Here is an 18,082-nt window from a genome sequence, read left to right as displayed (position 1 = left end):
TCCAGATGTTCTGGGCTAAGGCCAGGCAAGGCGCCCCGCAGCTTTTAAGCGCAGCGTACTGCCGTACGTGAGCATTAAAAGCGAGGACGCAACGCCGCATGGCCGACGACCAGGAAATCGGTTGGTAACTCAATACCAACCGGCGCGATCCATAAGCTTGATCGCCTCCGCCTGACGCTTGCCGGCCACTTCCACCGCAATGGTATCGGCCTTGAACGTGCCCCAGCTGGCGACCTCCTCCGAGGGTTTCACGCTTGGATTCGCCGGGTACTCCTGATTCACACCGGAGAAAATCGCTTGCGCATCCGGCCCGGTCATCCACTCCACCAACGCTTTGGCAGCTTCGGGGTGGGGTGCATGTTTGGTCAGGCCGATACCCGACAGGTTCACATGCACGCCACGGTCACCCTGGTTCGGCCAGAACAGCTTCACCGCCAGGCTCGGGTCCTGCTTGTGCAGGCGGCCGTAGTAGTAGGTGTTGACGATGCCCACATCGCATTGCCCGGCGTTGATGGCCTGGATCACGGCGATGTCATCAGAGAACACATCGGTGGACAGGTTGTTGACCCAGCCTTTGAGGATTTCTTCGGTCTTTTCGCTGCCGTGGGTTTCGATAAGCGTGGCAGTCAGCGACTGGTTGTACACCTTCTTGGCCGTACGCAGGCACAAGCGCCCTTCCCACTCCTTGCCGGCCAATGCTTCGTAGGTCGACAGTTCCTCAGGTTTTACCCGGTCGGTGGAATAGGCGATGGTGCGCGCGCGCAGCGACAGGCCGGTCCAGCTGTCGGTAGAAGAACGGTATTGGCTGGGGATATTGGCGTCGATCACCGGCGACTTGAAGGGCTGCAAGATGCCCATGTTCTCGGCTTGCCAGAGGTTGCCGGCATCCACCGTCAACAGCAGGTCGGCAGTAGCATTGGTGCCTTCAGCCTTGATGCGCTGCATCAGCGGCGCTTCCTTGTCGGTGATGAACTTGACCTTCACCCCGGTCTTGGCGGTGTAGGCGTCGAACACCGGCTTGATCAACTCGTCGATACGCGAGGAATACACCACCACTTCATCGGCGGCCTGCACAGTGGTTGCGCCCATCAGCACAAGAAGAGAAAAGAGAGTGCGGCGAATCTGCACGGGCAGTTCCTCGTAAAACCGAAAGGGGCGCAAATGATAGTGAACCTCACTTGGCCAACGGCATTCGAGGTGTGTCGGAATGTTGCGATGCCAATGGAGGAGCGGCTTCAGCCGCGATGCTTTTGAGCTCAAGAGCATCGCGGCTGAAGCCGCTCCTACCAAGACAGGTGTCAGGCTTTCGCCAGCGCAGGCAGATCGCCCGAGAGGCCCAGCGCCTGGCGCACAAACATCGCTTTGCCTTCCGCCAACCCATCCACCAGGTTCAAACCACTATTGCGCAACCAACGCACGGGCAACGGGTCGGCCTGGAACAGGCGTTGAAAGCCTTCCATCGCCGCCATCATCGCCAGGTTGTGCGGCATGCGCCGGCGTTCGAATCGACTGAGCACGCGCTCGTCGGCAATGTTTTCGCCGCGTTCCACGGCATGCAGCAACACTTCGGCGAGCACGGCAGCATCGAGAAAACCGAGGTTGACGCCCTGCCCCGCCAGCGGGTGAATGGTGTGCGCGGCGTCGCCGATCAGGGCCAGACCCGGCTCGACGTAACGTTTGGCGTGGCGTTGACGCAGCGGGATGCACACGCGCGGATCGGCCTCCAGCACCTCACCCAGACGCCATTCGAAGGCCTTGCCCAGTTCTCGGCAAAACTCGCTGTCGTCCAGTGCCATCAGGCGTTCGGCTTGGGTCGGTGTGGCGGACCAGACAATCGAGCACCACTGCTGGCCATCGCCTTCACGGGCCAACGGCAGAAAAGCCAACGGACCGTCATCGGTAAAACGCTGCCAGGCCGTGAGTTGGTGCGGCTTGGCGCAGCGCACGCTGGTGACAATGGCGTGGTGCAGGTAATCCCACTCGCGGGTGGCGCAGCCGGCGAGGCGGCGCACGGCTGAATTGGCGCCGTCGGCTGCGATCACCAGCGGCGTACGCACGGTACGGCCGTCAGCGAGGGTGAGCAGCCAGTCGTCACCGGAATGGCGCAGTTGTTCGAGACGGGCGTTGGCCAGCAGACCCAGATCGGTGGCGTGCAGTTGGTCCAGCAGCGCGTCCTGAATCACCCGGTTTTCGACGATATGGCCGAGCACATCGGCATGCACGCTGGCGGCGGAAAAATGGATCTGGCCGGTGCCGGAACCGTCCCAGACCTGCATCTCGCCATAGGGGCTGGTGCGTCGCGCTTGGATGCCGGACCAGGCGCCGACGCGTTCGAGAATCCGTTGACTGGCCATCGACAAGGCACTGACGCGCGGCTCGAAGGCTAAACCCTGGTCAAAGGGTTTGACGCTCAAGGGGCTGCCGTCGACAACCAGAATATCCAACCCGCTGTCTCTCAGGGCCAAGGCCAGCGCACTGCCAACCATGCCGGCACCCACTACTACCAAATCCGCTCGCATTTCCATGCTTTCAGCCTGTTCACGGGCAGCTGTGAGGCTGCCGGAAAATTGATCAAGTGTCGCTGCGGGTACCGATACCCATCGCCTGCCGGGCAAACCAGCGCTTGGCTGGTGGCAGCATATCCAGCCCCAACAGGCCGAGGTTGCGACCGGTGGCCAGCAATGGCTCGGCGTTGCTGAACAGGCGGGTGACACGGTCGGAGAAGCCGACGGTCAATGTCTGATCCAGCTGTTGACGGGCGTAGTACTGCTGCAGGGTGGCGACGTCTCCGGGGACATCGGGCCCGGCCAGCAACGTCTCGGCCAAGGCCTGCACATCGCGCAGGGCCAGGTTGTAACCCTGACCGGCAATGGGGTGCAGGCTGTGGGCGGCGTTGCCGAGCACCACCAGGTTGGCGCGCACCTGCTCCTGCGCCTCGATCAGCGAAAGGGGGTACACATGCCGCGCGCCGACCTGACGCAGCGCGCCCAGGCGGTAGCCAAAAATGCTTTGCAGCTCGGCGAGAAAGGCGCGGTCGTTCAGGGCCAGCAAGCGCTGAGCGTCGTCACCGGGGCGCGTCCAGATCAACGCACTGCGGTTATCCGACAGCGGCAGCAAGGCCATCGGGCCTTCGTCGGTAAAGCGCTCAAAGGCCAGGCCACCATGGGGCTGGCTGATGCTGATATTGGCGATCAACGCGCTCTGTTTGTAAGCGGTGGTTTTAACCGTGACGCCCAGTTGCTCGCGCAGGCCGGAGCGGCCGCCATCGGCGAGCACGGCGAGGTCGCAGTCGAGCAGGGTTTCGTCGTTGAGGGTCAGGCGGTAGCCGTCGCCAATGGCCTGCATGGCGACCACTTCGGTGGGGCAGCGCCAGCTCACCACGGCAGGGTCCAGCGCCTGCCACAGGCAATGGCCGAGCCAGGCGTTTTCGGCGACATAACCCAGCGCCGGTACGCCCTCTTCTTCCGCGCTCAAACGCGCCGCCGCAAAGCGGCCGCGGTCCGAGACATGGATATGCAAAATGGCTTCGGCCCGCTCGGCCACCTTGGGCCAGATGCCCAGGCGTTGATAGATTTGTTGAGTGCCGTAGGACAGCGCGGTGGAGCGCGCATCGTAGCTGGGCTGGTAGCTGTCGCCAGGCGCGAACGGCTCGATAAGCACAATCGACCAACCGCGTGCTTTGGCACCGGCCTGCAGCGCCAGCGCCAGGCTGGCGCCGACCAGGCCGCCGCCGATGATGGCCAGTTGCGCGCGAGTTTTGTCCACCGCCACCGTCAGGCAGCCTGCGTGCGAGCGGCGGCCATCAGGGCCTCGATTTCGGCGACGGTTTTCGGCGCATCTTTGGTGATGATTTCGCAGCCGGTTTTGGTGACCACCACGTCGTCTTCAATACGCACGCCAATGCCGCGCCATTTTTTCGCGACGTTCTGGTTATCCACGGCGATATAGATGCCGGGCTCGACCGTCAGCGCCATGCCAACTTCCAGCACCCGCCATTCGCCGCCAACTTTGTAGTCGCCGACATCGTGCACGTCCATGCCCAGCCAGTGACCGGCACGGTGCATATAGAACGGTTTATAGGCTTCGCTGGCGATCAGCTCGTCCACATCACCTTCGAGCAGTCCGAGTTCCACCAGGCCGGCAGTGATCACCTGCACGGTGGCTTCGTGGGCTTCGTTCCAGTGCTTATCCGGGCCGATGGCGGCGAACGCGGCTTCCTGGGATTTGAGCACCAGCTCGTAGATGGCTTTCTGTTCGGGCGAGAATTTGCCGCTGACGGGGAAGGTGCGGGTGATGTCGCTGGCGTAGCAGTCGATTTCACAGCCGGCGTCGATCAGCACCAGGTCGCCATCTTTGAGCGGTGCATCGTTTTCGCGGTAGTGCAGGATGCAAGCGTTGCGCCCGGCCGCGACGATGGAGCCATAGGCCGGCATCTTCGCCCCGCCCTTGCGAAATTCGTAATCCAGTTCGGCTTCCAGGTGGTATTCGCTCAGGCCAGCACGGCTGGCCTGCATCGCGCGGATATGGGCGCGGGAGGAAATCTGCGCGGCTTCGCGCATTACCTTCACTTCGTTGGCCGACTTGTACAGACGCATGTCGTGCAGCAGATGCGTCAGGGCGACGAACTCGTTGGGCGGCTGTGCGCCCTGGCGGGCTTTGGAGCGAATGACGTTGATCCATTCCATGAGGTGCCGATCGAATTCCTGGTTGGTGCCCATGGCGTAGTACACGCGGTCACGGCCTTCGATCAGGCCCGGCAGGATTTCGTCGATATCGCCGATCGGGAACGCATCGTCGGCGCCGAACTGAGTCACGGCGCCATCTTGCCCGGCCCGCAGGCCGTCCCAGAGTTCGCGTTCGGGGTCACGCTCGCGGCAGAACAGTACGTACTCGCCATGCTCGCGGCCAGGGATCAGCGCGATCACCGCCTCGGGCTCGGGAAAGCCGCTGAGGTATTGGAAATCGCTGTCCTGACGGTAGATATGCTCGACGTCGCGGTTGCGGATGTACACCGGCGCCGCCGGCAGAATGGCGATGCTGTTGGGTTCCATCTGCGCCATCAGCGCCTTGCGCCGACGAGCGTATTCCGACTTGGGGATGCTGATCATGGGCGAGCTCGTTCTGGTCTGAAGTTAGTGCAGAGAAGGTTTTGGCGCGGCCGGGGCGGCAGGCTTCACGCATTCGGTGAACAGCAACAGCGGCGCCACGCGCAGGTACTCCATCACTTCCATATAGTCGTTTTCACCGTCTTCGGATTCCTCCAGGGCTTCTTGCACCTGGGCAATCGCGGCGAGGTCTTGCAGCACTTCCATGGCTTCGCTGCTCAAGGCGGCATCGCGAGCGGTCAGGCCGAAACCGGCGAGAAAGCCTTGGCACCATTGGCCCATGGCGGCGGCGCGGTCGGCCAGCGGCGCGTCGTCGGACGGCAGCAGCAGAACGACAGCGATGTCATCGCCGGTCAGCTCGGCTTTGACCATTTCCTGCAGACCGATCAGAGCGGCGCGGATGTTGTCGGCAGGTTCTGTCGTGAACAGGTCGGCGGCGTCCACCAGCCAGGCGTCGGCTTCAAAGCCTGCGCCGGCGCAACTGCGCCCCAGCAACAGACCATGCAGTTCGGCGGGCGAGACGGGTTGACCGCTGCTGGCAAGCAGGGTGGCGAAAGCGCTATACGGGGAATTTTGTGTGGGCATTGGCAACTAGGCGCCAGAGGGCGCAATGACTAGAATGGAGGCCTTGTATCCTAGCACCGGCAAGCGCGCCAAGACCATTGGCCAACGTCAACGGCTTTACCCCGCTGCCTGTACCTTCCTATATAGTTTCGCCACCTCAATATTCTAGTGAGAGCCCATGGAAGACGCCGATCTGCACGCGCTCACCCTCAAGCTGGAACTGCTGATACAGCGCGTCGAGCAGCTGAAAGCAGACAACCGCGCCTTACGTGCGAGCGAGCAGTCTTGGCGCGAAGAGCGCGCCCATCTGATCGAAAAGAACGAAATGGCCCGGCATAAGGTCGAATCGATGATTTCGCGCCTCAAAGCCCTGGAGCAGGACTAATGACCTCGAACACCGTTACCGTTCACATTCTTGATAAAGACTATTGCATCGCCTGCCCGGCGGACGAACGCGCCAACCTGGAAAGCGCTGCCCGCTACCTCGACGGCAAGATGCGCGAGATCCGCAGCGGCGGCAAAGTGATCGGCGCCGACCGCGTGGCAGTCATGGCAGCGCTGAACATTACCCACGACCTGTTGCACAAGCAGCAGCGTCTGGACCAGGACGTCAGCTCTACCCGCGCCCACGTGCGCGATCTGCTTGAGCGCGTCGATGGCGCCCTGGCCACCGATCAGGACAGCAGCCATAGCTGATTGCAGAGCGGTTTATTCGGGTATACTGGCCGCCGCTCCCTGGAGTGTGCGCCAGTTGGTGATGTCCCTGAGCCGATACGCACAAACCCGGGGGTTGCAAGTTGGAGCCGGTGTGCATGTCCGCCTGACGGAAAGCCTTAACGCTCCCTGCAACCTCCACCTTGAACTTTCGGGTTCAAGGGCTAAGCCGACAGCGGCACGCCGGGGGGTCTTGTTTCTACACGCATTGCTCGCACCGAGCAGTGCTGCTTCTTGCGGTTCGCGCCTGCGAACCCTGGCCGTCACCCCATGCTGACCGCCGCCGAACTCTCCCGCCCGCAACTGCGTCGCCTGCTTCGTAAAGCCCGGCGCGCGCTCAGCGCCAGCGCCCAGCGCCAGGCCGGCCAGCAGCTTTATCGGCAACTGTCCCAGCACCCGCTTTTTCGTCGAGCGCGCCATATTGCGCTGTATTTGCCTGCCGATGGCGAGATTGACCCTCGCCCCTTGATGCGCGCTGCACAACGGCGCGGCAAGGCAACCTACCTGCCCGTTCTCAGTGCATGGCCACGAACCAAAATGGTGTTCCAACGGGTGCGCCCGAATGAACGCCTGCGGCCCAATCGCTTTCGGATTGCCGAACCCACGGCCAAGCCTCAGCGCCAACGCAAAGTGTGGGCACTGGACCTGATCATGCTGCCACTGGTGGGTTTCGATCCCGAGGGCGGACGCCTGGGAATGGGTGGCGGTTTCTATGACCGCAGCCTGGCCTATTTGCAAAGGCGCCATAATTGGCACAAACCGACATTATTGGGCCTGGCCCATGAATGTCAGAAAGTGGATCGCCTGGCATTGGCCAGTTGGGATGTGGTGTTGCACGCGACGGTGACGGACCAGGCCTGGTACCGAGGCAGCAAGGCCGCACAGGGTGCGGCACTGGCAGAGGTCAGCAGTCAGCCTTAAGGCTGTTGCGACACTGTGACGGGAGCGTCGTTCTGACGGTCCCACAGGCTCTGGGTGTAACCGGTGGTTACGACACCCAGACCGAAAAGAATTACCAATACCCACAACAAATCTGGTTTACGTTTCTTCATCGATTGCCTCCCCCTCCAGGCAAATTTCGCACTAAAACCGCGACGCTTTTTTTGTTTTTGGACGCTCCGGCGGCGTTAGATTCAACTGCGCGGCATTCTCCAGCATGGTGCGCGCCTGTGCAATTGTGACCCCAACCGGCTGTCGTCTAAATAGGTGTAATAGCCCACAAAGGTTTAACCCCACGAGCGAAGAGCAAAGTTCATGCCTCACTGGTTAATGAAGTCAGAACCCGAAGAACTTTCCATCCACGATCTGCAACGTCTCGGCCACGCACGCTGGGATGGTGTGCGTAATTACCAGGCGCGCAACTTCGTGCGCAGCATGGCCGTGGGCGATCTGTTCTTCTTTTATCACTCCAGCTGCCCGGAGCCAGGCATTGCCGGAGTCGGCCGGATTATTGCTTCAGCCTATCCCGACCCGACGGCGCTGGACCCGCAAAGTCATTACTACGATGCCAAGGCCAGCCTCGAGAAAAACCCGTGGAGCGCCTTGGACGTGGAATTCGTCGAGGCGTTCCCCCATGTCATTGCTTTAGCCACGTTGCGGGAGCTGCCGGCGTTAAGCGAACTACCCTTGGTAAAAAAAGGCAGCCGGCTTTCGGTGATGCCAGTCAGTGCTAGCGAATGGGCAGCGGTTTTGGCCGTGTGAAAACGCAGCGCGCGAACGTTGGGCAAGGCCAGATTTGAGCCTGTTTTCAGTGCCACCCGTCCGAGCGAAGCAGTTTTTGGCTCTGCATTAAGCAACACGGACACTGTGCATGGAACTAGACAGCTTGCGCGACACCACGTCGATTACCGCCGAGCGCCCGGCATGGCGCGCACGCCTGGCGCTGGTACTGCTGGCCGTGATGTTGCTCGGCGCCAGTTTGCTGCTGTGGCAGAAGATGGTCACCATCGAGCGGGCCCATGCCAATGAGCGCGTGGCCGCCCAGGCGCGCCTGCTGACCCGGCAACTGGAAGGCGGCCTCACCACTCAGGCGCAAGACCTCTACCGCGTGGCCGAGCTGTGGCAGCACCATGGCCGCTTGAGCCGTGACGAGTGGGAGTTGCAAGCGCGTTTCTCATTGCAGCACTTCCGCGGTTATCAGGCCATTCAGTGGGCCGATGCCGATTTGCGCCTGCGCTGGATTTTGCCGATGGCCGGCAACGAAGCAGCGGCCAATTTTCAGCTCACGCCTGCGCACCCCAATTACCTACTGGCCATGCAGGCCAAGACCCAGGGCAAGGCGGTGTTTTCCAACAGCTTCGAGCTGGTACAAGGTGGCCGAGGCTTTGCGCTGTACACGCCGCTGTATATTCAGAACGACCGTGGCGAGCGAACATTCGATGGCTTCGTGCAAGGCATCTTCCGCGTTCAGACGTTGATGGACGAGCTGCTCGACACCGTCGACAGCGCCGGTTTCAACGTACGCTTGCTGGAATTTGGCCGCCCGCTCTACAGCCGCGAACAGGCCGACTTCAGTGCCGGCCTGCAACAGGAACTGCCGCTGCACCTGCTAAACAATCGCAACTTCACCCTGCAGCTCAACCCAACCCGCAAACTAGCCCAGCAGTTGTCTAGCCCACTGCCGATGGTGGTGCTGGGTGCCGGGTTGATCACCACCTTGCTGTTGATTGCCGCCCTGGCGCTGGCACTGGAAAACGCCCGCCGCGCCGGCGACCTGCTCGCCAGCAACAGCCGCCTGAACGAGGAAGTAGGCAATCGCGAGCTGATCGAGCAGGTGCTGCGCGACAGTCGAGAACGCCTGCAACTGGTGGTCGACCTGACGGACTCCAGCCGCGACGGCCTGTTTATCATCGACCCGCAGAACCGCAACATCCTGCATATGAACAAGGCCACCTACAGCAGCCTGGGCTACAGCGCCGACGAATTCCGCGAGCAATTGCGTGACCACCCCGAAAGCCTGCTGCTGGGCTTTCACGCCTGGGTGGAACTGGTACGTCAGGCCCAGCACGACAACCAGGGGAAGATCTTCCAGCGGGAAATGCGCCGACGTAACGGTAGCATCCAACCGGCCGAAATCAGCGCGCAACTGGTGCAGGTCAATGGCCACGAGTACCTGATTGGCGTGTCGCGCGATAACAACGAGCGGCTGCAGCTCGAAGCACAGTTACAGCACCTGTCCCAGCGTGACGGCCTGACCGGCCTGTACAACCGCCGCTTCTTCGACCATCAGTTGCACAGCGAGTGGCGGCGCCTGCAACGCATTGGCGCGCCGATGAGTTTGCTGATGCTGGATGTCGATCACTTCAAGGCCTACAACGACCAGCTTGGTCATCTGGCCGGTGACGATGCGCTACGCAAAGTGGCGACAGCTCTGCAAAGCTGCCTGCTGCGTGATGGCGATGCGGTGTGCCGTTACGGCGGCGAAGAGTTTGCGTTGATTCTGGCCAATACCGACCAGGCTGGCGCCGAGCTGATTGCCGCGCGCATTCATCACGCGCTGGCTGAGTTGCACTTGCCCCACCCCGGTAGCCCGCTGTCGTGCCTGACGGCGAGCATCGGCTTGAGCACGGTGACGCCCAACCGCGACAGCCACCCCGACAGCCTTGTGGCCCACAGCGACCAGGCCTTGTACCAGGCCAAACACCAGGGCCGTAACTGCACCTGCGTGTGGCGCAAGAGCTGACGGGCGTTACTCACTGCTCAACTTACTGGACGATCAGGTTATTGAAGAGCAGGTCTTCCACCAGAGGCTTGCCCTCTTCCTGGGTCAGCACGTCCTGCACCTGCTTTAACGCTTCCTGGCGCAGCTTTTCCTTGGACTCGACGTTGCCCATGGACTCGTCGGTCTGCTGGGAAAACAGCATTACCAGTTGATTGCGAATCAGCGGCTCATGGTGCTCGACCTTGGCTTCGGCATCGCTGCCGGTCACCTGCAAGGCAATATCGGCCTTGAACACCTTCAGCTTGGGGCCAGTACCGTAGTTGCCCACCAGCGCGGGCACCAGGCTGATATACGCCACGGTCGGCGTCTTGCCTTCCTTTTCGCCTTCACCGCCACCCTCTTCCTTGGCCATGGCCGCGAACGGCAGAGAGAGGGCCATCAACAGAACAAACCAAGCTTTCACAGTGCGCATCCTCGACTGGGTGTGTGCTCTAGCATAGCGATAGCCCGGCGCTTATACACCTTTATCAGGCCAAGCCATGCTCGTTGACCCTCGCGGCCACGCACCTACACTGCCAAGCCATAACTCTGCGAGGAACACTCCAATGAAAGCCGTGTTGTGCAAAGCCTTCGGCCCAGCCGAAACCCTGGTACTGGAAGAAGTCGCCAGCCCAGAACCGAAAAAGAACGAAGTGCTGCTCGACGTGCACGCCGCCGGCGTGAACTTCCCGGACACCCTGATCATTGAAGGCAAATACCAGTTCAAGCCGCCGTTCCCGTTCTCGCCGGGTGGTGAAGCGGCGGGTGTTGTCGCTGCCGTGGGCGAAAAAGTCACCCACGTAAAACCCGGTGACCGCGTAATGGCCCTGACCGGCTGGGGCAGCTTCGCCGAACAGGTCGCCGTGCCTGGCTACAGCGTGATGCCGATCCCGGCCGGCATGGACTTCGCCAGCGCCGCCGCGTTCGGCATGACCTATGGCACCTCGATCCACGCACTCAAACAACGCGCCAACCTGCAACCGGGCGAAACCCTCCTGGTGCTCGGCGCCTCCGGCGGCGTGGGCCTGGCCGCGGTAGAAATTGGCAAAGCCATGGGCGCGCGCGTTATCGCTGCCGCCAGCAGCGCGGAAAAACTGGAAGTAGCCAAAGCCGCTGGCGCCGACGAGCTGATCAACTACAGCGAAGGCGGCCTTAAGGACAAACTCAAAGAGCTCACCGGCGGCCAAGGTGTGGATGTGATCTACGACCCGGTTGGTGGCGATCTGTTTGAGGAAGCCTTCCGCTCCATCGCGTGGAACGGCCGCTTCCTGGTGGTTGGCTTTGCCAGCGGTACCATTCCCTCGCTGCCCGCCAACCTGACCCTGCTTAAAGGCGCATCGCTGGTAGGCGTGTTCTGGGGGGCATTCGCCCAGCGCCAGCCAGCCGACAATGCGGCCAACTTCGAGCAACTGTTCACGTGGTTTGCTGAAGGCAAGGTCAAGCCACTGGTCTCGCAGACCTTCCCACTCACCGATGCTGCCGCTGCGATCAACGCACTGGGCCAGCGCAAGGCTGTGGGTAAAGTGGTAGTACAGGTGCGCTAAAACGCCTGCTTTGCGCCTAACAAAAAGCCGCCCGAGGGCGGCTTTTTTGTTTCTTGGTGATCGGCTACTCACGAGGTGCGTAGGCGAATACGTCAGCGCGCATCTGGTGCGCATCCATCCCCGCGTCCACCAGCGCATCCAACGTGGCGTACACCATCACCGGCGAGCCGCTGGCGTACACATGCAGTGGCTTGAGATCAGGGAAGTCTTCGCGTACGGCTTCGTGCAGCAAGCCACAACGCCCTTGCCAGCCGCATACATCGCTGACCACCTGGTGCAGGCTCAGGTTCGGCATCTGCTGCCAATCAGCCCAATGCGGCAACTGATAAAAGTCTTCCGGCCGCCGCGCCCCCCAATACAGGTGCACCGGGTGTTTGAAGCCCGCCGCGCGGCAGTGTTCGATCAGGCTGTGCATCTGCGCCATGCCGGTGCCGGCGGCGATAAGAATCAGCGGCCCATCTGGCAACTCCGCCAGGTGCGTATCGCCAAACGGCATCTGCACTTCCACCAGCGGCTCGCGCTGCAGTTGGGCCAGCAGGTTCAGCGCGCTGTCCTCACGGCCGAGGATATGCAGCTCCAGTTCACGCCCCTGAGACGGCGCCGAAGCCAGCGAGAACGCTGACTGCTCACCGTCATCGCGGCGTACCAATATGTATTGGCCGGCGTGGTAACGCGGCGGCTTGCCCGCCGGGGCGCGCAAGCTGACGCGCCAGACGTCGCCGCCCACGTCCGTCACGGCCACCACTTGGCACCGCAGCGTGCGCACCGTTAGCTCGCCCGGGGCCAGAACGCCATCCCAATGCAAAACACAATCCTCCAGCGGTTCGGCCAGGCAGGTGAACAGCTCACCGTGGTCACGAGCCTCGCCGTTCTGCTGCACGGAGCCCTCCACCAGCAAGGCAGCGCAGATATGGCAGTTGCCATTGCGGCAGGCTTGCGGGCACTGATAACCGAGGCGCCGCGCGGCATCCAGAATACGCTCGCCGGGGTTCACATCCAGCACCGCGCCGGAGGGTTGCAGGGTTACTTTCATCACTCTATTCCAAGGTCCTTCCACATCGCATCGACGCGCTGGGTAACGGCTTCATCCTTGACGATCACCCGGCCCCATTCACGACTAGTTTCGCCCGGCCACTTGTGGGTGGCGTCCAGGCCCATTTTCGAGCCGAGCCCGGAAACCGGCGAAGCGAAGTCGAGGTAGTCGATCGGCGTATTGTCGATCAGTACGGTGTCGCGCTTGGGGTCCATGCGCGTGGTAATGGCCCAGATCACATCGTTCCAGTCCCGCGCATTGATGTCGTCGTCGGTGACGATAACGAACTTGGTGTACATGAACTGGCGCAAAAACGACCACACACCCAGCATTACGCGCTTGGCATGCCCCGGATACTGCTTCTTCATGGTCACCACCGCCATGCGGTAGGAACACCCCTCGGGCGGCAGGTAGAAGTCGGTGATCTCGGGGAACTGCTTTTGCAGGATGGGCACAAACACTTCGTTCAATGCCACGCCGAGAATCGCCGGCTCATCGGGCGGCCGGCCGGTGTACGTGCTGTGGTAAATCGGTTTTTGCCGCCGGGTAATGCGTTCGACGGTGAACACCGGAAAACGATCCACTTCGTTGTAGTAACCGGTGTGGTCGCCGTAGGGGCCTTCGTCGGCCATCTCGCCGGGATGAATCACGCCCTCGAGCACGATCTCGGCGCTGGACGGCACCTGCAGCTCGCTGCCACGGCACTTGACCAGCTCGGTACGGTTGCCGCGCAACAAGCCGGCAAAAGCGTATTCGGAGAGGCTATCGGGGACCGGGGTAACGGCGCCGAGAATGGTCGCCGGGTCCGCCCCCAGGGCCACAGCCACCGGGAAGGGTTGGCCAGGGTGTTTGTCGCACCATTCCTTGAAATCCAGTGCGCCGCCACGGTGGCTGAGCCAGCGCATGATCACCTTGTTGCGGCCAATCACTTGCTGGCGGTAAATGCCGAGGTTCTGCCGGTCTTTGTTTGGCCCCTTGGTGACGGTAAGGCCCCAGGTGATCAGCGGCCCGACATCGCCCGGCCAGCAGGTTTGTACCGGCAGCTTGCTAAGGTCGACATCATCGCCCTCCTCGACCACTTCCTGACACGGCGCGTCTTTGACCACCTTGGGCGCCATGGAAATGATTTTCTTGAAAATCGGCAGCTTCGACCAGGCGTCTTTCAAGCCCTTGGGTGGCTCCGGCTCTTTAAGGAAGGCCAGCAGCTTGCCGATTTCGCGCAGCTCGCTCACCGCTTCGGCGCCCATGCCCAAGGCCACACGCTCGGGGGTGCCAAACAGATTGCCGAGTACCGGCATATCGAACCCGGTGGGGTTTTCGAACAACAGGGCCGGACCTTTGCGGCGCAGGGTGCGGTCGCAGATTTCGGTCATTTCCAGCACGGGCGATACGGGTACGCTGATGCGTTTCAGCTCGCCGCGTTGTTCCAGGCCACGGATAAAGTCGCGCAGATCGCGATACTGCATGCTTGAGCCTCGTGTAGGGCGCTCGAAATTGATGTGCGAAGTTTAGCCTGCGAGCCCAATGCGAGGGCGCCACGCAGGTAGCAAAAAGCCGGGTTTCCCCGGCTTTTGCCTGTCGCGCGTGAGTTACTTGCGCTTCATCGACTGGAAGAACTCGTCGTTGGTCTTGGTCGCTTTGAGGCGATCGAGCAGAAACTCGATAGCGGCGATCTCGTCCATCGGGTGCAGCAATTTACGCAGGATCCACATGCGCTGCAGCTCGTCTTCAGCGGTCAGCAACTCTTCACGGCGGGTACCGGAACGGTTGATGTTGATGGCCGGGAATACGCGCTTTTCAGCGATGCGACGGTCCAGGGGCAGCTCCATATTGCCGGTACCCTTGAACTCTTCGTAGATCACTTCATCCATCTTCGAGCCGGTTTCAACCAGCGCGGTGGCGATGATGGTCAGCGAGCCGCCTTCTTCGATGTTACGCGCGGCGCCGAAGAAGCGTTTCGGCTTCTCCAGGGCGTGGGCATCGACACCACCGGTGAGCACCTTGCCGGAGCTCGGGATCACGGTGTTGTAGGCACGCGCCAGACGGGTGATGGAGTCGAGCAGAATCACCACGTCCTTCTTGTGCTCGACCAGGCGCTTGGCCTTCTCGATCACCATTTCGGCAACCTGCACGTGACGAGTTGGCGGCTCGTCAAAGGTGGAAGCAACCACTTCGCCGCGCACGGTGCGCTGCATTTCGGTAACTTCTTCCGGGCGCTCGTCGATCAGCAGAACGATCAGATGGCACTCGGGGTTGTTGCGGGTGATGTTGGCCGCGATGTTCTGCAGCATGATCGTTTTACCGGCTTTGGGCGGTGCCACGATCAGGCCACGTTGACCCTTGCCGATAGGGGCACACAGGTCGATGACGCGGCCGGTCAGGTCTTCGGTGGAGCCGTTGCCGGCTTCCATCACCAGGCGCTTGTTGGGGAACAAGGGCGTGAGGTTTTCGAACAGAATCTTGTTCTTGGCGTTCTCGGGGCGGTCGAAGTTGATGGTGTCGACCTTGAGCAGCGCGAAGTAACGCTCGCCTTCTTTAGGCGGGCGGATCTTGCCAACGATGGTGTCGCCAGTGCGCAGGTTGAAGCGGCGGATCTGGCTAGGCGAAACGTAAATGTCGTCCGGGCCGGCCAGGTACGAGGCATCGGCGGAACGAAGGAAGCCGAAGCCGTCCTGGAGGATCTCCAGCACGCCATCACCGGAGATTTCCTCGCCGCTCTTCGCGTGCTTTTTCAAAAGGGAGAAAATCACGTCCTGCTTGCGCGAACGGGCCATATTTTCTATGCCCATCTGTTCGGCCATTTCTAGCAGTTCGGTAATCGGCTTTTGCTTGAGTTCAGTCAGATTCATATAGGAATGACGTAGTCGATAAGGAGGGGAAATAAGCGTTTAGCTTATGAGGCCTGAACTGCGCGGAGGCAGCATGATCGCCTGCTTGTTTATCGATGGGTATCGAGTAGGAATGCGTCGGCGACGGCTTACGATGAGCAACGGAGGAACCGTTGCGAGGCCGAATGTACCATCGGCTTTGCGGAGCGTCTAGTGCCGAACCAATGAAAAAGCCCCGCACAGGACGGGGCTTTCAGGCGTAACGGAGAAAATCCTTACGACTTAGATGTTGCTGTCGAGAAACGCAGCCAGCTGAGACTTGGACAATGCGCCAACCTTGGTGGCTTCGACGGCGCCGTTCTTGAACAGCATCAGAGTCGGAATACCACGCACGTTGTACTTGGGCGGGGTGTCCTGGTTTTCGTCGATGTTCAATTTGCACACTTTCAGTTTGCCTTGGTAGGTCTGGGCAATTTCGTCCAGAACCGGGGCAATCATTTTGCACGGGCCGCACCATTCAGCCCAGTAATCGACCAGCACCGGGCCATCAGCCTGGAGCACATCCTGATCAAAGCTGGCGTCGCTGACGTGTGTGATGAATTCGCTCATGGAAACTCTCCAGGGTCGCAAGGATGTAAAGTGGCGCCATCATAGCCCGGCTTTGTCCTCACCGAAAGCGGCTACCGATTGAGCTTCGCTATGGTGGTCTGCGCAAATGCTGATCGCGCATTGAACTTAAAACCGTCCTGGCCGCTCCGTTTCTGTAAGGTTGTAGCCTGACACCGGTCATAATTACGACGTACAGCATCGGCATACTGCGCGGCCACACCTTGTCACCGCCCGACCTGCGGCTATAAAGAACAACTCCAGCATCGACATCACGCCCGGCCCGCTCGCGTTGGCGCAAGCGCCCGATCATGGCAGGATGTCGCGCTACAGCTCTGAGACCATCACACCATGCCGCAAAGCCCCGCCAAGCATTTCTCCATGATCGCCGCCATCGACCTCGGCTCGAACAGCTTCCATATCGTTCTGGCCAAAGCCGACCACGGCGAAATTCGCATTCTGGAGCGCATGGGCGAAAAGGTGCAGTTGGCCGCTGGCATCGATGAACAACGCGAACTCAATGAAGAAGCCATGCAGCGCGGCCTCGACTGCCTACGTCGCTTCGCCCAGCTGACCAACAGCTTGCCGCCTGGCGCGGTGCGCGTGGTGGGCACCAACGCCTTGCGTGAAGCGCGCAACCGCTCGGTATTTATCCGCCGCGCCGAAGAAATTCTCGGCCACCCGGTGGAAGTGATTTCCGGGCGTGAAGAAGCCCGCCTGATTTACCTCGGCGTTTCCCACACCTTGGCCGACCAGCCAGGCAAACGTCTGGTGGCCGACATCGGCGGCGGAAGCACCGAATTCATCATCGGCCAACGCTTTGAGCCGCTGCTGCGCGAAAGCCTGCAGATGGGCTGCGTGAGTTTCACCCAACGCTATTTCCGCGACGGCAAGATCACCCCCGCCCGCTATGCTCAGGCCTACACCGCAGCGCGCCTGGAATTGATGGGCATCGAGCACGCATTACGCCGCCTGGGCTGGGATGAAGCCGTCGGCGCCTCCGGCACCATTCGTGCGGTGGGTTTGGCCATCAAGGCCGGCGGCCACGGCAATGGCGAAGTAACGGCCGAAGGCCTGGCCTGGCTCAAGCGCCGGGTATTGAAGCTCGGTGAGATCGACAAGCTCGACATGGACGGCATCAAGCCGGATCGCCGCGCCATCTTCCCCGCCGGCCTGGCCATTCTCGAAGCGATTTTCGACGCCATGGACCTGCATACCATGACCCACTCCGAAGGCGCTCTGCGTGAAGGTGTGCTGTATGACCTACTCGGCCGCCATCACCATGAAGACGTGCGTGAGCGCACCCTGAGCGCGTTGATGGAGCGCTACCACGTCGACCTGGAACAGGCCCAGCGCGTAGAGGCCAAAGCGCTGGAAGCGCTGGACGATGTGGCAGCGTCCTGGGGCCTGGATGATGAATGGCACCGCGAGCTGCTGAGCTGGGCCAGCAAGGTGCATGAAGTGGGCCTGGATATCGCCCACTACTCCTACCACAAGCATGGCGCCTACCTGGTGGAGCACTCTGACCTCGGCGGTTTTTCCCGCCAGGACCAACAGATGCTCGCCCTGCTGGTACGCGGCCACCGCCGCAATATTCCCAAGGACAAATTTGCCGAGTTCGGCGACCAGGGCATCAAGCTGATGCGCTTGTGCGTACTGCTGCGCTTTGCCATTTTGTTCCACCACATCCGCGGTACCCAGGAAATGCCCAAGGTAAAACTGCGCGCCAGCGACGACAGCCTGGACCTGGTGTTTCCCGAGGGCTGGCTGGCAGCCAACCCGCTGACCCAAGCGGACTTTGAAGCGGAGGCCGAGTGGCTGAAACGAATCGGGCTGACGCTTAGCGTTCGCTGAGTCGCGATTACAAAAAAAGCCGCTCGATTGAGCGGCTTTTTTATGCGCGGTTGTTTTGTTGGGCTTCGCCGTTGGCTCAACCCAACCTACGGATCACGGACCTGCGTAGGTTGGGTTGAGCACAGCGAAGCCCA

18 protein-coding genes and 1 other RNA gene are annotated in these 18,082 nt (G+C 61.2%); 8 read left to right on the top strand and 11 right to left on the bottom strand.

Features of this window, described 5'->3' with window-relative positions:
• Window positions 1-129 precede the first annotated feature (129 nt).
• The 5 genes from PKE98_RS03385 to PKE98_RS03365 form a co-directional block, all read right to left on the bottom strand.
• Window positions 130-1,089, bottom strand: coding sequence for an extracellular solute-binding protein (locus tag PKE98_RS03385; RefSeq protein WP_271193950.1), 960 nt, complete (start codon window positions 1,087-1,089; stop codon window positions 130-132).
• Window positions 1,090-1,298: 209 nt separating this feature from the next.
• Window positions 1,299-2,519: a 2-octaprenyl-3-methyl-6-methoxy-1,4-benzoquinol hydroxylase gene (locus PKE98_RS03380; protein WP_271193949.1), complete on the bottom strand. Its 1,221-nt coding sequence runs from the start codon at window positions 2,517-2,519 to the stop codon at window positions 1,299-1,301.
• 52 nt (window positions 2,520-2,571) lie between these two features.
• Window positions 2,572-3,765, bottom strand: coding sequence for a 2-octaprenyl-6-methoxyphenyl hydroxylase (ubiH, locus tag PKE98_RS03375; protein WP_271193846.1), 1,194 nt, complete (start codon window positions 3,763-3,765; stop codon window positions 2,572-2,574).
• 8 nt (window positions 3,766-3,773) lie between these two features.
• Window positions 3,774-5,108 carry a Xaa-Pro aminopeptidase gene (pepP, locus tag PKE98_RS03370; RefSeq protein ID WP_271193845.1) on the bottom strand — a complete coding sequence of 445 codons (1,335 nt, stop codon included), beginning with the start codon at window positions 5,106-5,108 and terminating at the stop codon, window positions 3,774-3,776.
• Window positions 5,109-5,132: 24 nt separating this feature from the next.
• Window positions 5,133-5,690 carry a YecA/YgfB family protein gene (locus PKE98_RS03365; RefSeq protein ID WP_271193844.1) on the bottom strand — a complete coding sequence of 186 codons (558 nt, stop codon included), beginning with the start codon at window positions 5,688-5,690 and terminating at the stop codon, window positions 5,133-5,135.
• Window positions 5,691-5,847: 157 nt separating this feature from the next.
• Between PKE98_RS03365 and PKE98_RS03360 the strand changes: the two genes are divergently transcribed.
• From PKE98_RS03360 to PKE98_RS03345, 4 genes are all read left to right on the top strand, one after another.
• Window positions 5,848-6,054: a TIGR02449 family protein gene (locus tag PKE98_RS03360; RefSeq protein ID WP_108097940.1), complete on the top strand. Its 207-nt coding sequence runs from the start codon at window positions 5,848-5,850 to the stop codon at window positions 6,052-6,054.
• Entirely contained in the window at window positions 6,054-6,365 is a 312-nt protein-coding gene (locus PKE98_RS03355) for a cell division protein ZapA (protein WP_108097941.1), read from the top strand. Before PKE98_RS03360 ends, PKE98_RS03355 begins: the two co-directional genes overlap by 1 nt.
• 33 nt (window positions 6,366-6,398) lie before the next feature.
• A non-coding RNA gene (gene ssrS / locus PKE98_RS03350) (6S RNA) lies at window positions 6,399-6,577 on the top strand.
• A 76-nt stretch (window positions 6,578-6,653) separates the two neighbouring features.
• Window positions 6,654-7,304, top strand: a complete 651-nt coding sequence (locus PKE98_RS03345; protein WP_271193843.1) for a 5-formyltetrahydrofolate cyclo-ligase — start codon at window positions 6,654-6,656, stop codon at window positions 7,302-7,304.
• Here the strand turns inward: PKE98_RS03345 and PKE98_RS03340 are convergent.
• Entirely contained in the window at window positions 7,301-7,435 is a 135-nt protein-coding gene (locus PKE98_RS03340; RefSeq protein ID WP_271193842.1) for a hypothetical protein, read from the bottom strand. The two genes, PKE98_RS03345 and PKE98_RS03340, sit on opposite strands and share 4 nt — an antisense overlap.
• A gap of 202 nt (window positions 7,436-7,637) precedes the next feature.
• On the opposite strand from PKE98_RS03340, the gene PKE98_RS03335 reads away from it, so the two are divergent.
• Entirely contained in the window at window positions 7,638-8,084 is a 447-nt protein-coding gene (locus tag PKE98_RS03335; RefSeq protein WP_271193841.1) for an EVE domain-containing protein, read from the top strand.
• Between the two features lie 109 nt (window positions 8,085-8,193).
• Entirely contained in the window at window positions 8,194-10,065 is a 1,872-nt protein-coding gene (locus PKE98_RS03330; protein ID WP_271193840.1) for a sensor domain-containing diguanylate cyclase, read from the top strand.
• Between the two features lie 22 nt (window positions 10,066-10,087).
• On the opposite strand, the gene PKE98_RS03325 is transcribed toward PKE98_RS03330, so the two are convergent.
• The gene (locus PKE98_RS03325; RefSeq protein ID WP_271193839.1) at window positions 10,088-10,516 is read right to left on the bottom strand and encodes a flagellar basal body-associated protein FliL; all 429 of its coding nucleotides are present in this window, start codon (window positions 10,514-10,516) and stop codon (window positions 10,088-10,090) included.
• A gap of 133 nt (window positions 10,517-10,649) precedes the next feature.
• On the opposite strand from PKE98_RS03325, the gene PKE98_RS03320 reads away from it, so the two are divergent.
• Complete coding sequence (locus PKE98_RS03320) at window positions 10,650-11,627, top strand: NADPH:quinone oxidoreductase family protein (protein ID WP_271193838.1); 978 nt, start codon at window positions 10,650-10,652, stop codon at window positions 11,625-11,627.
• A 64-nt stretch (window positions 11,628-11,691) separates the two neighbouring features.
• Here PKE98_RS03320 and PKE98_RS03315 read toward each other — a convergent pair whose 3' ends face one another.
• The 4 genes from PKE98_RS03315 to trxA form a co-directional block, all read right to left on the bottom strand.
• Entirely contained in the window at window positions 11,692-12,660 is a 969-nt protein-coding gene (locus tag PKE98_RS03315; protein WP_271193837.1) for a CDP-6-deoxy-delta-3,4-glucoseen reductase, read from the bottom strand.
• Entirely contained in the window at window positions 12,660-14,126 is a 1,467-nt protein-coding gene (gene ubiD, locus PKE98_RS03310) for a 4-hydroxy-3-polyprenylbenzoate decarboxylase (protein WP_271193836.1), read from the bottom strand. The genes PKE98_RS03315 and ubiD overlap by 1 nt, the downstream gene beginning before the upstream one ends.
• A 123-nt stretch (window positions 14,127-14,249) precedes the next feature.
• The gene (rho, locus tag PKE98_RS03305) at window positions 14,250-15,509 is read right to left on the bottom strand and encodes a transcription termination factor Rho (RefSeq protein WP_108097950.1); all 1,260 of its coding nucleotides are present in this window, start codon (window positions 15,507-15,509) and stop codon (window positions 14,250-14,252) included.
• 261 nt (window positions 15,510-15,770) lie between these two features.
• Window positions 15,771-16,097, bottom strand: coding sequence for a thioredoxin TrxA (gene trxA, locus PKE98_RS03300; RefSeq protein WP_108097951.1), 327 nt, complete (start codon window positions 16,095-16,097; stop codon window positions 15,771-15,773).
• Window positions 16,098-16,445: 348 nt separating this feature from the next.
• Here trxA and ppx point away from each other — a divergent pair, with 348 nt between their 5' ends.
• Window positions 16,446-17,948, top strand: coding sequence for an exopolyphosphatase (gene ppx, locus PKE98_RS03295; RefSeq protein ID WP_271193835.1), 1,503 nt, complete (start codon window positions 16,446-16,448; stop codon window positions 17,946-17,948).
• The last annotated feature ends 134 nt before the right edge of the window (window positions 17,949-18,082 follow it).

This window comes from Pseudomonas turukhanskensis, from assembly GCF_027922365.1.
In the GTDB taxonomy this organism is placed as follows: Bacteria; Pseudomonadota; Gammaproteobacteria; order Pseudomonadales; family Pseudomonadaceae; genus Aquipseudomonas; species Aquipseudomonas turukhanskensis.
The sequence above is the reverse complement of the archived record's forward strand: the minus strand, read 5'-3'. Positions and strand labels throughout refer to the sequence as shown.

Coding starts and splice junctions, on each gene's coding strand:
- PKE98_RS03385 (WP_271193950.1), bottom strand. CDS start 1,089: ATGGGCGCAACCACTGTGCAGGCCGCCGATGAAGTGGTGGTGTATTCC.
- pepP (WP_271193845.1), bottom strand. CDS start 5,108: ATGATCAGCATCCCCAAGTCGGAATACGCTCGTCGGCGCAAGGCGCTG.
- PKE98_RS03345 (WP_271193843.1), top strand. CDS start 6,654: ATGCTGACCGCCGCCGAACTCTCCCGCCCGCAACTGCGTCGCCTGCTT.
- PKE98_RS03340 (WP_271193842.1), bottom strand. CDS start 7,435: ATGAAGAAACGTAAACCAGATTTGTTGTGGGTATTGGTAATTCTTTTC.
- PKE98_RS03360 (WP_108097940.1), top strand. CDS start 5,848: ATGGAAGACGCCGATCTGCACGCGCTCACCCTCAAGCTGGAACTGCTG.
- ppx (WP_271193835.1), top strand. CDS start 16,446: ATGCCGCAAAGCCCCGCCAAGCATTTCTCCATGATCGCCGCCATCGAC.
- PKE98_RS03320 (WP_271193838.1), top strand. CDS start 10,650: ATGAAAGCCGTGTTGTGCAAAGCCTTCGGCCCAGCCGAAACCCTGGTA.
- PKE98_RS03355 (WP_108097941.1), top strand. CDS start 6,054: ATGACCTCGAACACCGTTACCGTTCACATTCTTGATAAAGACTATTGC.
- PKE98_RS03335 (WP_271193841.1), top strand. CDS start 7,638: ATGCCTCACTGGTTAATGAAGTCAGAACCCGAAGAACTTTCCATCCAC.
- PKE98_RS03330 (WP_271193840.1), top strand. CDS start 8,194: ATGGAACTAGACAGCTTGCGCGACACCACGTCGATTACCGCCGAGCGC.
- PKE98_RS03325 (WP_271193839.1), bottom strand. CDS start 10,516: ATGCGCACTGTGAAAGCTTGGTTTGTTCTGTTGATGGCCCTCTCTCTG.
- PKE98_RS03315 (WP_271193837.1), bottom strand. CDS start 12,660: ATGAAAGTAACCCTGCAACCCTCCGGCGCGGTGCTGGATGTGAACCCC.
- rho (WP_108097950.1), bottom strand. CDS start 15,509: ATGAATCTGACTGAACTCAAGCAAAAGCCGATTACCGAACTGCTAGAA.
- PKE98_RS03380 (WP_271193949.1), bottom strand. CDS start 2,519: ATGCGAGCGGATTTGGTAGTAGTGGGTGCCGGCATGGTTGGCAGTGCG.
- trxA (WP_108097951.1), bottom strand. CDS start 16,097: ATGAGCGAATTCATCACACACGTCAGCGACGCCAGCTTTGATCAGGAT.
- PKE98_RS03365 (WP_271193844.1), bottom strand. CDS start 5,690: ATGCCCACACAAAATTCCCCGTATAGCGCTTTCGCCACCCTGCTTGCC.
- ubiD (WP_271193836.1), bottom strand. CDS start 14,126: ATGCAGTATCGCGATCTGCGCGACTTTATCCGTGGCCTGGAACAACGC.